General features: G+C 55.7%; 10 protein-coding genes and 1 tRNA gene. 7 read left to right on the forward strand and 4 right to left on the reverse strand.

The features are described from left to right. Positions 1–542: 542 nt before the first annotated feature. Complete coding sequence (locus tag KI610_RS14095; RefSeq protein WP_226495597.1) at positions 543–1,007, forward strand: H-NS histone family protein; 465 nt, start codon at positions 543–545, stop codon at positions 1,005–1,007. A gap of 544 nt (positions 1,008–1,551) precedes the next feature. Here the strand turns inward: KI610_RS14095 and KI610_RS14100 are convergent. The 3 genes from KI610_RS14100 to KI610_RS14110 form a co-directional block, all read right to left on the reverse strand. Next, positions 1,552–2,256: a DUF6088 family protein gene (locus KI610_RS14100; RefSeq protein WP_226495598.1), complete on the reverse strand. Its 705-nt coding sequence runs from the start codon at positions 2,254–2,256 to the stop codon at positions 1,552–1,554. Positions 2,257–2,489: 233 nt separating this feature from the next. Continuing rightward, positions 2,490–3,728, reverse strand: coding sequence for a tyrosine-type recombinase/integrase (locus tag KI610_RS14105; RefSeq protein ID WP_226495599.1), 1,239 nt, complete (start codon positions 3,726–3,728; stop codon positions 2,490–2,492). Positions 3,729–3,905: 177 nt separating this feature from the next. Then, positions 3,906–3,981 (reverse strand) — tRNA-His (locus KI610_RS14110). A gap of 154 nt (positions 3,982–4,135) precedes the next feature. Here KI610_RS14110 and tig point away from each other — a divergent pair. From tig to KI610_RS14140, 6 genes are all read left to right on the forward strand, one after another. After that, positions 4,136–5,440: a trigger factor gene (tig, locus tag KI610_RS14115; RefSeq protein ID WP_226495600.1), complete on the forward strand. Its 1,305-nt coding sequence runs from the start codon at positions 4,136–4,138 to the stop codon at positions 5,438–5,440. 67 nt (positions 5,441–5,507) lie between these two features. Then, positions 5,508–6,137, forward strand: coding sequence for an ATP-dependent Clp endopeptidase proteolytic subunit ClpP (gene clpP / locus KI610_RS14120; RefSeq protein ID WP_226495601.1), 630 nt, complete (start codon positions 5,508–5,510; stop codon positions 6,135–6,137). Positions 6,138–6,151: 14 nt separating this feature from the next. Further along, positions 6,152–7,414 carry an ATP-dependent Clp protease ATP-binding subunit ClpX gene (clpX, locus tag KI610_RS14125; RefSeq protein ID WP_226495602.1) on the forward strand — a complete coding sequence of 421 codons (1,263 nt, stop codon included), beginning with the start codon at positions 6,152–6,154 and terminating at the stop codon, positions 7,412–7,414. Positions 7,415–7,481: 67 nt separating this feature from the next. After that, positions 7,482–9,896 carry an endopeptidase La gene (gene lon, locus KI610_RS14130; protein ID WP_226495603.1) on the forward strand — a complete coding sequence of 805 codons (2,415 nt, stop codon included), beginning with the start codon at positions 7,482–7,484 and terminating at the stop codon, positions 9,894–9,896. Between the two features lie 163 nt (positions 9,897–10,059). Then, complete coding sequence (locus tag KI610_RS14135) at positions 10,060–10,332, forward strand: HU family DNA-binding protein (protein WP_226495604.1); 273 nt, start codon at positions 10,060–10,062, stop codon at positions 10,330–10,332. 208 nt (positions 10,333–10,540) lie between these two features. Beyond that, the gene (locus KI610_RS14140) at positions 10,541–11,419 is read left to right on the forward strand and encodes an HDOD domain-containing protein (RefSeq protein WP_226495605.1); all 879 of its coding nucleotides are present in this window, start codon (positions 10,541–10,543) and stop codon (positions 11,417–11,419) included. A 6-nt stretch (positions 11,420–11,425) separates the two neighbouring features. Here the strand turns inward: KI610_RS14140 and KI610_RS14145 are convergent, their stop codons facing one another. Continuing rightward, on the reverse strand, positions 11,426–12,187 hold the full coding sequence (locus KI610_RS14145; protein ID WP_226495606.1) for an RNA methyltransferase: 762 nt from the start codon (positions 12,185–12,187) through the stop codon (positions 11,426–11,428). Between the last annotated feature and the right edge of the window lie 19 nt (positions 12,188–12,206).

Here is a 12,206-nt window from a genome sequence, read left to right on the forward strand (position 1 = left end):
GGTGCCTTCTCCTCGAAACGGACAAAACAGCATGTACATACATGCAGTTTTCATTATTCTATAACGTTGCGCGAGGATATTACTTCGCCGAACAGCAAGCCACACTCTGGTTTGCTCTGCCCCATGCTTCCCAGTCGTGTCGCCAGTGAGTCTACGAAACGCCGCTCGTCCAGTCATCACCGCCAGCGGATCAAGCTTCACCCGCAATCGTTTCTTCACGTATTAGGCCCAGAAAAGTGAAATTGGTCGCTGAACTATTGGGACTGAGTGAAGACGATGAAGAAGCATTGCTTGCAAAACTGATCGATAAGTTTCTCGCCATGAAAGGCGGGTCTTAAGTACCAGCTATTTGTTTCATCATAGTTTTTCGAGTTTCATTGCTGCCGTAGAGCATCAATCGTTAATTTTAAAACCAACAGTAAATCCGCATTGCCTGCGCAGTACATCAAGGTATTTTCGGTAGTAATAAAACGCAATTAATTTAGCAAATTATTGAATTTTTATTTACCATCTCCTCGTCGTTCTTTATCGAGGAGTGAAACATGGTGAAATCGTATCAAGACTACCAAAAAGAAATTGCCGAATTGCAGAAAAAGGCAGAAGAGGCCCGGCGTGCAGAATTGACAGGGGCCATCGCTCAAATCAAGTCGTTGATGGCGCAGTTCAATCTCTCGGTCAAGGACCTCAAGCTAAAGGACGGCAAAGTATCAAGAGCCCCCGGCAAAGCAGTCGCCGCAAAATACCGTGACCCGATTACCGGTGAAACTTGGAGCGGCCGCGGTCGTAGTCCAGCTTGGGTGATCAAGGCCAAAGCTGAAAATAAACTCGACGCCTTGATAATTTCTGGAGCCAGTTCAGTGGCAGCCAAAGCCCCAATCAAAGCAGCCCCAAAGAAATCAGCCCTAAAAAAAACGGTGGCCAAACCCGCTGTTAAAAAGCCTGCGCAAAGAAAATCCGCTACAAAGCCAGCAGAACCGACAGCAGCTACAGCAACCACCAAAGAATGAGTAAATAGCTGACGGTACAAACCGGAAAACAAAGCGGGCAATGCCCGCTTTTTTCCTCGCTGATGGTCTGCATTGTAATGAATGAGCTATATTCAAAACGCTTACCAACTCTACGAGTTTAATATGGTTGTGATTAGAGTCAGCCTCATAGGGAAATAGTATTGTCTGAAGTGGGCTGGGAGGGTGAGTTTGCCTGATAGGAAAGCTGCCGTTGGTGACCACTTGAGGCTGAACTGCAGAAAAGAGGCTCGTCACTGCCCAATTCGGCGCCTTTGGCCAACGGCCGTTCTGGCCAAATTGTGAGAACCCCCCCACGACAGGAAAAGCTATTTCCCTACCGAACAAAGGGTATTTCTCCGAAGGGGAATCGGATCACCACACGGACCCCACGACACAGGAGCCTCCAAGGCAACCCATATTGGCACATAGAGTCTCATTCAAAGACGGGGGTACAGAGGGTGGTAGAAAACAAAAACGGCCCATAAGGGCCGTGGTTGCTGGTGTTCTGGCGGAGGAGGCGGAAGGACCGATTCAATGGCTCTCCTTACGCCTTCGGGCCACGAGAATCGACTGAAGATTTCACGCCACTATGTATTGGCGAGATTCCGGATACGGTGTCCCGAGGGTCGCAACCGGGTAGATCACGGATCAGGTCCTGCATCCACGCCGGCAGCACACTGAACCCGTTGCGCAGATCATGGCAGATTGCAACGCCCTGATCGGAATCGACGAGTAGTCGATTCAGTCGGCTGACAATGCGATCATGGTCGACGCCCAGCGTGTCCTTCAGCCAATGCAGGGCCTGTACGATTCGCATGGCAGGACGGCCTGCCCAATAAAGGCGACTGGGAGCAGTTTGCTTGAAGTCGATGACGAGTTTATCGAGCTTGATAGCCCGGCGACGTGTGTCCGTATGAATGATAACGCGAGCTGGAACAGCATCCGTTAAGCCAAGGTCATTGGCGGCGGTCATTCCATCCACAAGCAAACGCAGTTGGTCACGCCGTGCGATAGCATCGATGATCGCCCGATAGTCCGGAGTCGTGGGGCGCTGGGTTAGGCGATTGATGATGGGCTTGTCGTACAAGCCTCGGTCGACACGCCGCAAATCGCCCGCCAGCACCATACGCTGGAGGGTCTTGTCGATCGCATCCCGGTTGCCGATGTGCGCAAAGTCAGTCGGTACCCAGACGTGGCCTGGACCTGCAGCGTTGATTTGCGACGAAATGGCGGATTTGATATCTGACACATGGCCTCCTGTCCGATATTTGTATAATTTTTTCGGACAGACAGCAAGAATTATTGTCCGAAAATTATAGATCTATTTCGGACATCCAAAGGCTGTACGCGAGGAACTCATAACGGAGCTGTGGAATACCATCCTCGCCATATGCGACTTTTTTCTTGATAAGTAAAAATATATTTGACTCAATAAACCTGATCATCAGCCACAACAGGAAGATTGCTCACGCAAGGCCGCTATCATTTATGCTCCGCCTCAACCTTCAATTTGATCACCTTTGCCCCTTGGCGCATCTGATCGCATTGGTCGGCCCACCAGTCCATTAATTTGCGCCGCTCTTCGAGGAAGTCGCCCCGATCATAGGCAAGCCGCACCGCGTCCCCATGCTTATGGGCCAGTTGCACCTCAACAACCTCCGGACGGAACAAACCAGAGCCGTGTGCCATGGTGCTAAATGAGCTGCGAAATCCGTGCGCGGTATGTTCGGTTTTGGTGTCGTACCCCATCCTACGCAGCGCTGCGTTGATGGTGTTCTCACTCATCGGCCGCTCCCGGCTATGCAATCCGGGAAAACAGTAGTGACCAGTTCCCGTCAGCGGCCGAATATCTTCAATGATCTCCAAGGCCTGCTTTGAAAGCGGCACTACGTGAAGCCGACGCGCCTTCATCTTTCCAAGCGGAATGCGGATCAGGCGTTCATTCTTATCTACCTCTGACCATTCAAGATTCCTAACCTCACCTGGGCGAAGACCGAAAAGTGCAGATAACCGAAAGGCGCAGCACGTGGTCAGTGTTCCCTGGTATTCCCAGATGTCGCGCAACAATTCGCCAAACACCTTCGGATCAACGATGGCCGCCATATTCTGCGGCCGACGTGGCGCAATAGCCCCCCGAAGATCAACTGAAATGTCTCGTTCACACCTACCAGTAGCAATTCCATACCGGAAAATCTGACCGCATGTGTGTCTCAGGCGGTGCGCCGTGTCCATCAAGCCACGCTCTTCGACCCGTCGCAATACAGCCAGCAACTCGGGGGCCTTGATTTCATCAATTGGGCGCTCGCCAAGCCAGGGAAACGCATTCAGTTCGAGTATTCGGATATTCTTGTTAATCGTATGGGCAGTCCAGCCAGTGGAGAACCTCTTATGCCACTCTCTGGCAACAGCTTCAAAGCTGTTTAGGGCGGCCTGGTGCGCTAGCAACTTGCCCACCTTGCGAACCATTCCGGGGTCGGCACCTTCGCGCAACTGCTCCCTGGCTTGGTCCCTAGCTCTTCGGGCTAGCTCTAGCGACACCTCCGGATAAACGCCAAGCGCCAACGTCTTCTGCTTACCTAAAAACCGATAAGCTAAGCGCCAATATTTGCCGCCCTTGGCATCAACAAGCAGGAACATGCCGCCCCCATCTGAGAGCTTGTAGGGCTGCTCTTTGGCCTTGGCATTCTTGACTGCAACCGCCGATAACGTACCTGTGGTCATATCCGCGCTCCTTTGTTGGTACACGGCTATGTTGGCACATGAACTACCAACATAAATACCAACAATCTATTGGTATCTAATGGTAATCCTTGGGATGCATTGAGACAACAAAAAACCCCAAGAGCCTATAGCTGTTGGGGTTTATGGTGCTTCTTGATACTTGGTGAAACGATATTTTGGGGCGACTGATGGGGCTCGAACCCACGACAACCGGAATCACAATCCGGGACTCTACCAACTGAGCTACAGCCGCCGCTGAAGAAGGCGCGCATTGTACGAAGTTCCAAAGCGTCTGTCTACAGGCAATAGCGCCTGTCCTCGCTATTGGGCAGAAGCATCCGGCACTCGACCTGCCGTGATATTATTGTCCGCTTTATTTTTCGGCTCCGAAGTCACAAGGAACTCTCATGGAAGCAACTACTGCACAAGCTAACGAACTTGAACGCCGCATCGACCTCTCCATCGCCATTGCCGATGTCGAAAAGGTCATGGAACAGCGCCTGAAGCGCATGGGCAAGAATATGAAGGTACCAGGCTTCCGTCCGGGCAAGGTTCCGTTCAGCATCGTCAAGCAGCAGCATGGCGACCAGGCTCGCCACGAAGTGCTGTCCGAGGAACTCGACCGCGTTTTCGGCGAAACCGTCACCGAAAAGAAGATGCGTGTCGCCGGTTACCCGCGCATTGAGCCGAAGACAACCGAAAGCACGACGCACATCGAGTTCTCGGCCATTTTCGAGGTTTATCCGGAATTCACCCCTGGCAATCTGGCGACCGCGGAAGTCGAACGTCCGATCCTCGAAGTCAGCGCTGCTGAAGTCGACAAGACCCTCGACATCCTGCGCAAGCAACGCGTTTCCTATGAAGATACCGACCGTGCCGCCGCCAAGGAAGACCGCGTCGTCATCGACTTCCTCGGCAAGAAGGACGGCGTGCCGTTCGCCGGTGGCGAAGCCAAGGATTACCCGTTCGTTCTCGGCCAGGGCATGATGCTGCCCGATTTCGAAAACGCCGTCGAAGGCGCCAAGGCTGGCGACTCCAAGACGTTTGACCTGGCCTTCCCGGCCGATTACCACGCCAAAGATCTGGCTGGCCAGACAGTCCAGTTCGACGTCACCGTCAAGCAGGTACAGGCCCCGGTTCTGCCCGAACTCAACGCCGAATTCGCCACCAGCATGGGCATCGCCGACGGCGACGTGGCCAAGATGCGTGCCGAGATCGAAACCAACCTCAAGCGTGAAGTTAAGCGCCGCATCGAAGGCAAGCTCAAGGACCAGGTCATGGAAGCCTTGATCAAGGCCAACCCGATTTCGGTGCCGACCTCGCTGGTCGATATGGAAATCCAGCGCCTGATGCAAGCTGCTCGCCAAGACATGGAACAGCGCGGCATGAAGGTCAAGGACATGCCGATCCAGCCCGAGTGGTTTGCCGACCAGGCAAAGCGTCGCGTCACACTTGGCCTGATCCTTGCTGAGGTTGTGAAAACGGAGAAGCTTCAGGCAACACCGGAACAAGTTCGTGCGATGGTCGAAGAAAACGCCCAAAGCTACGAGCATCCGGAAGAGGTCATCCGCTGGTATTACGCTCAACCGCAGCGTCTTCAGGAAGTTGAAGGCGTCGCCATTGAAAACAACGTGGTTGCGTGGGTCCTGGGCAAAGCCAAGGTCACCGACAAGGCTGCAGTTTTTGATGAACTGATGGGTCAAAAGCAGTAATCCGGACCTTGTTGCAAAAGCAACAATCGTCTTGAATGTAACGAAACAGCAACACACAAGGGCTGACATGAATATCGACAACGCAAGCAACTGGGATCCACAGGCACTCGGCATGGTCCCCATGGTGGTAGAGCAGAGCGGCCGCGGCGAACGCGCGTACGACATCTATTCGCGCCTCCTTAAAGAGCGCGTGATTTTTCTTGTCGGCCCTGTCAACGACGTCACGGCCAATCTGGTCGTCGCCCAATTGCTGTTCCTCGAAGCGGAAAATCCGGACAAGGACATCTACTTCTACATCAACTCGCCGGGCGGCTCGGTAACGGCCGGCATGTCGATCTACGACACCATGCAGTTCATCAAGCCCGACGTGTCGACGCTGTGCATCGGCCAGGCTGCCTCGATGGGCGCCTTCCTGCTCAACGCCGGCGCCAAGGGCAAGCGCTTCGCCCTGCCCAATTCCCGCGTCATGATTCACCAGCCGCTGGGTGGCTTCCAGGGTCAGGCCTCGGATATCGCCATCCACGCCAAGGAAATCCTGTCGATTCGCGACCGCCTCAACCGGATCATGGCCGAACACAGTGGCCAGCCACTCGAGCGCATCGAGAAGGACACCGACCGCGATAATTTCCTTTCGGCTACTGAAGCAGCTGAATACGGTTTGATTGACAAGGTATTGACCCGCCGCGACGCGGCTTGAACGGAGAGCTACAGATGACCAAAGGGACCCCGGAAAAACTGCTCTACTGCTCCTTCTGCGGCAAGAGCCAGCACGAAGTCAAAAAGCTTATCGCCGGCCCGTCGGTGTTCATCTGTGACGAGTGCATTGCACTCTGCAACGACATCATCCGCGACGAGTTACCGGAAGAAGCGGCCAAGGCCGGTCGTTCCGACCTGCCGACGCCGCGCGAGATCAGCTCCATCCTCGACCAGTATGTGATCGGCCAGGAAGTCGCAAAACGCATTCTTGCCGTGGCGGTGTACAACCATTACAAGCGTTTGCGCCATAGCGCCAAGAACGCCGGCGAGGTTGAACTCTCCAAGAGCAACATCCTGCTCATCGGCCCGACCGGCTCGGGCAAGACCCTGCTCGCCCAGACGCTGGCCCGTCTGCTCAATGTTCCCTTCGTGATGGCCGATGCAACGACGCTGACCGAAGCCGGCTACGTCGGCGAGGACGTCGAGAACATCATCCAGAAATTGCTGCAAAAGTGTGACTACGACGTCGAGAAGGCGCAGCAGGGTATTGTTTACATTGACGAAATCGACAAGATTTCCCGCAAGTCGGACAACCCCTCGATTACCCGCGACGTTTCCGGTGAGGGCGTTCAGCAGGCCTTGCTCAAGCTCATCGAAGGCACGACAGCCTCGATCCCGCCGCAAGGTGGCCGCAAGCATCCGAATCAGGACTTCGTCCAGGTCGATACCACCAACATTCTCTTTATCTGCGGCGGCGCCTTTGCCGGCCTGGAAAAGGTCATCCAGAAGCGCTCCGAAAAGGGTGGCATCGGCTTCGGTGCCGAGGTCAAGAGCAAGGACGACGGCAAGGCTGTCGGCAAAATTCTGCTCGAAACCGAACCCGAAGATCTCATCAAGTTCGGTCTTATCCCCGAACTGATCGGCCGCCTGCCGGTAGTCGCCACGCTGCAGGAACTGGAAGAGGATGCCCTCGTCCAGATTCTGACCGAACCGAAGAACGCGCTGGTCAAGCAATACCAGAAGCTGTTCAACATGGAAGACGTCGAACTGGAAATTCGTCCGGGCGCTCTTTCCGCCATCGCCAAAAAGGCACTGGAACGTAAAACCGGGGCACGCGGCCTGCGTTCGATCATGGAGCACGCGCTACTTGATACGATGTACGAACTCCCGGGCATGGAAAATGTCGAAAAGGTGGTGATCGATGAAAACATGATCACCGGCGACACCCCGCCCCTGCTCATTTACGCCGATCAGCCAAAGGTTTCCGGCTCCAACTGAGCCGGGTCTTGAATTGCGGTTCCCCGCCCCCACGTAGGGGGCACATACCTATTTCAAAGGCATCGTAATGTCGAACCCCAACACGCTCCCGGAAACCGTCGAACTGCCGCTGCTGCCGCTGCGCGATGTCGTCGTCTTCCCGCACATGGTCATCCCGCTCTTCGTCGGCCGCCCGAAATCCATCAAGGCGCTCGAAATGGCCATGGAAGCCGGCAAGAACATCCTGCTCGTCGCCCAGAAATCGGCCGCCAAGGACGAACCGGAACCGGAAGATCTCTATCGCATCGGCTGCATGGCCAACATCCTGCAGATGCTCAAGCTGCCCGACGGCACCGTCAAGGTGTTGGTCGAAGGCACCCAGCGCGCCCGCGTCGAAGCCATCGAGGTTCAATCCTCCGTCTTCATGGCCACTGCCCTGCCGTTGGCCCAACCCGGTGTCGAAGACCACGAAATCGAGGCGATGCGCCGCGCCGTGGTCGCCCAGTTCGACCAGTTCGTCAAACTGAACAAGAAGATTCCGCCGGAGGTGCTTTCCTCCATCGCTGGCATCGAGGATGCCGGCCGCCTGGCCGACACCATCGCCGCCCACCTGCCGCTCAAGCTCGAGCAGAAGCAGGAAGTACTGGAAATGGAAAGCATCCGCGACCGCATTGATCGTTTGCTTTCCCAGCTCGAAGCCGAAATCGACATCCTGCAGGTCGAAAAGCGCATCCGTGGCCGCGTCAAGCGCCAGATGGAAAAGAGCCAGCGCGAGTACTACCTCAACGAACAGGTCAAGGCAATCCAGAAGGAACTCGGCGAAGGCGAAGAAGGTGCCGACCTCGAGGAACTGGACAAGAAGATCAACGCCGCCGGCATGAGCAAGGAAGGTCTGGCCAAGGCGCAGGGCGAGCTCAAGAAGCTGCGACTGATGTCACCGATGTCGGCCGAAGCGACTGTTGTCCGGAATTTCATTGAAACACTTATCGGCCTGCCGTGGCGCAAGAAAACGCGGATCAGCAAGGATCTGCGTGAAGCTGAAAAAATTCTCGACAGCGATCACTATGGGCTGGAGAAGGTCAAGGAACGTATCGTCGAATATCTCGCCGTGCAGCAACGGGTAGACAAGGTCAAGGCGCCGATTCTCTGCCTGGTTGGCCCTCCCGGTGTTGGCAAGACCTCGCTTGGTCAGTCCATCGCCAAGGCCACGAACCGCAAGTTCGTGCGCATGGCGCTCGGCGGCGTGCGTGACGAAGCCGAAATTCGCGGCCATCGCCGTACCTACATCGGCTCGATGCCGGGCAAGATTCTGAGCAGCCTGACCAAGGTCGGCGTGCGCAATCCGCTGTTCCTGCTCGACGAAGTCGACAAGCTTGGCCAGGATTTCCGTGGCGACCCCTCGTCCGCCCTGCTCGAAGTGCTTGATCCGGAACAGAATTACACCTTCCAGGATCACTACGTCGAGGTCGATTTCGACCTATCCGACGTCATGTTCGTGGCCACCGCCAACACACTGAACATCCCGGCTGCCTTGCTCGACCGGATGGAAGTCATCCGTCTGGCAGGCTACACGGAAGACGAAAAGGTCAACATCGCCATGCGCTATCTGCTGCCCAAGCAGATCAAGAACAATGGCCTGAAGAAGACCGAAATTGCCGTTGCCGACAGCGCCATTCGCGACATCGTCCGCTATTACACCCGCGAAGCCGGCGTGCGCGCGCTCGAACGCGAAATCTCCAAGATCTGTCGCAAGGTCGTCAAAACCCTGGTTTTGAAGAAGCGCGACACAAAGATTGCGGTCAACGCCCGAAATCTGGATAAATTCCTTGGCGTCCGTCGCTACAGCTTCGGCATGGCCGAAAAGGAAAACCAGGTCGGCCAAGTGACCGGTCTAGCCTGGACGGAAGTCGGTGGCGAATTGCTGACTATCGAATGCGCCATCATGCCGGGCAAGGGGAACATTATCCGCACAGGCTCTCTGGGTGATGTCATGAAGGAATCGGTTGAAGCTGCTCGCTCAGTCGTGCGCGCCCGCGCCCGTCGCCTCGGTATCAAGGACGAGGCTTTTGAGAAGACAGACATCCACATCCACGTTCCGGAAGGCGCCACACCCAAGGATGGCCCCTCCGCCGGCGGCGCCATGACGACAGCCCTGGTATCGTCCTACACCGGCATTCCGGTTCGTTGCGATGTCTGCATGACCGGAGAGATCACCCTGCGCGGCGAAGTGCTGGCCATCGGCGGCCTCAAGGAAAAGTTGCTGGCTGCCGTGCGCGGCGGACTGAAGACAGCACTGATCCCGGAAGAGAACGTTAAAGACCTCACCGAGATCCCCGACAACATCAAGAACAAGATTGAAATCGTCCCGGTCAAATGGATTGACCAGGTACTTGAACGAGCCCTCGAACGCATGCCGGAAGCCCTTCCCGAGCCTGCGGTTGCAGATTCTGCAGTTCAGGCATCGGCCGAGGCGGCAGCAGCCGCAACTGTGCTTACTCATTGATTTGCAAGGAAAGGATGCCGGCGTCTTATCGGCGACATCCTTTCCTCAGCTCAGCCATCTGGAAATCCCCCGAAAATCCGCTTGACACAAGGATTTCGCCAGATATATAAATCCGTCCTCGCAAAGTTTTCACCACTCCAAATCCATCCATTAGGGGACGTAAATGAACAAGACTGAACTGATCGACGCCATCGCTACTCAAGCCGATATTTCGAAGGCTGCCGCCGGCCGCGCGCTGGATGCCGCCGTTGAAACCATCAAAGGGGCTCTCAAGGCCGGCGATACTGTCAACCTGATCGGCTTCGGTACTTTCTACGTCGGCGAGCGCGCAGCTCGCACCGGCCGCAACCCGCGCACCGGCAAGACGCTGGAAATCAAGGCCGCCAAGTCGCCGAAATTCCGCGCTGGCAAGGGTCTGAAAGACGCCTGCAACTAATGAGCTTATCGGCGTAAGGCACGAAGGCAGGTTGCGGGAATTGCAAAAATGCACGCCCAAGCTGAATTCACGAAGTGCTACGCCGAAAAACCGGGTACTTGGCCAGGTGAGTTTCGGGGCGTCTTAGAGCCCTGCGTTGCCCACCAGAAGCCCGAAACGAAACATGAACCCCGCCCACAAGGCGGGGTTTTTGTTGAATAATATGGCCATGACAATTGCCAGTTCAGAATACGATCAGGACAAGAAAGGCGAAGCGCTAAAATCGCAACGCTTTCAGATGCTTGCCGATATTGCCCAGGAGCTTTCCGGCGAAGTTGTTTTCCCGACCTATTTCGACGCAGTTTTGCGTCTGCGCAAAGTACTGCACGACCCGGAACAAAGCATTGCCAACATCGCTCGCGCCGTCGCCGTCGAGCCACTGATTTCCGCCAAACTCCTCCATCTGGCGAATTCCGTTGCCTTCAATCCTGACGGGCGTGTACTTGTTGATCTGAAATCGGCCATCACCAGACTCGGGCTCAACGCAGTGCGAACGGCAGCCTTGTCAATTGTCATGACCCAGTTGATGCGTGCCAAGGGCATGGCCGAATTCTCCGAGATCACCCACTCGCTGTGGGAGCATTCGATCAATAGCGCAGCCGCAGCCAATATTGTGGCTCGCCGGATGACCCGCCAGAACCCGGATGAAGCCATGCTGGCTGGTCTTATCCATGATCTCGGCGCCTTCTACATGCTCTATCGCGCCACTCAGTACGAAGAACTGCGCCATCGACCGGATAGCGTCAGATACCTGATCATCCAGTGGCACGAAAGTATCGGTGTCTCCCTGCTGAATGCGCTGGGCTTACCCGAGGAAATCGTCGAAGCCACGATCGACCACGATCACGTACGACCAACACCGACAAGCATCCGCAATCTGACCGACATCATTTACGTCGCCAACATGCTCAGTGGCGGGCATTTCGAGTGGCTGATGCAGGACCAACCGGAGATCCCCGCCGAAATGAGTCTTCTTGAAGAAAAATACGGCCACTTGCGGCCGGAAATCGAAGCGCTCGCAACGGAGATGCGTAGCAGCTTCGCCTGACTTTGATCAGCTCTTGCGGCCGTGCCCGGTCTTGACTTGGGTGGAGGCCAGAACGCCGCGCAGAATATTGATTTCGTCCTTTTCCAGGCGAACCCGGCTAAACAGGCGGCGCAGTTTCGGTAGCAAGCGCCCTGGCTGCTCCGGATTGAAAAAGCCGGTATCGGTCATTACCGTTTCCAGATGGGTATATAACCCTTCCACCTCATCATGTGTTGCGGCCGGAGAAGCGAATGGGGTCACCCCCTGTTCGATGATCGGTGGCTGCTCGGCATAGGCTGCCATCCGGCACTCGTAGCTCAGCACCTGAACAGCCGAACCAAGGTTCAAGGAACTGAACTCGGGATTGGTCGGAATCGTCACTGCAGCATGACAATGCAGGATTTCTTCGTTGCTCAGACCGACCGTTTCATTGCCAAAGACCAGCGCCACCTCGCCCTGCCCGGCCTCGGCGATCAGACGCGCCACCGTTTCGCGCGGCGCCCCGATCACCGGCCCGATATCGCGTTGGCGCGCCGACAGCGCAACGACAAATGATGTTCCGACCAGCGCATCTTTCAGCGACGACGTAATTTTTGCCTGTTGCAGAATATCGACCGCAGACGTCGCCCGCGCATCAGCCTCCGGATCCGGAAATTGCTTCGGTTCAACCAGATAGAGATTGCACAAGCCCATCGTCTTCATCGCGCGCGCTGCGGCGCCAATATTGCCTGGGTGACTGGTTCGGCACAGCACCACTCTGATACGTGAAAGCAGGACTTCGGGGTTCATGGTGTAAAATTCGGTCTTT

The sequence above is a fragment of the Ferribacterium limneticum genome (assembly GCF_020510565.1).
GTDB classification, from domain to species: domain Bacteria; phylum Pseudomonadota; class Gammaproteobacteria; order Burkholderiales; family Rhodocyclaceae; genus Azonexus; species Azonexus limneticus_B.

What these genes read in the sequence shown, in the direction of transcription:
- KI610_RS14135 (WP_226495604.1), top strand. Translation starts at nt 10,060, where the DNA reads ATGAACAAGACTGAACTGATCGACGCCATCGCTACTCAAGCCGATATT.
- clpX (WP_226495602.1), top strand. Translation starts at nt 6,152, where the DNA reads ATGACCAAAGGGACCCCGGAAAAACTGCTCTACTGCTCCTTCTGCGGC.
- tig (WP_226495600.1), top strand. Translation starts at nt 4,136, where the DNA reads ATGGAAGCAACTACTGCACAAGCTAACGAACTTGAACGCCGCATCGAC.
- lon (WP_226495603.1), top strand. Translation starts at nt 7,482, where the DNA reads ATGTCGAACCCCAACACGCTCCCGGAAACCGTCGAACTGCCGCTGCTG.
- KI610_RS14095 (WP_226495597.1), top strand. Translation starts at nt 543, where the DNA reads ATGGTGAAATCGTATCAAGACTACCAAAAAGAAATTGCCGAATTGCAG.
- clpP (WP_226495601.1), top strand. Translation starts at nt 5,508, where the DNA reads ATGAATATCGACAACGCAAGCAACTGGGATCCACAGGCACTCGGCATG.
- KI610_RS14140 (WP_226495605.1), top strand. Translation starts at nt 10,541, where the DNA reads ATGACAATTGCCAGTTCAGAATACGATCAGGACAAGAAAGGCGAAGCG.
- KI610_RS14145 (WP_226495606.1), bottom strand. Translation starts at nt 12,187, where the DNA reads ATGAACCCCGAAGTCCTGCTTTCACGTATCAGAGTGGTGCTGTGCCGA.
- KI610_RS14105 (WP_226495599.1), bottom strand. Translation starts at nt 3,728, where the DNA reads ATGACCACAGGTACGTTATCGGCGGTTGCAGTCAAGAATGCCAAGGCC.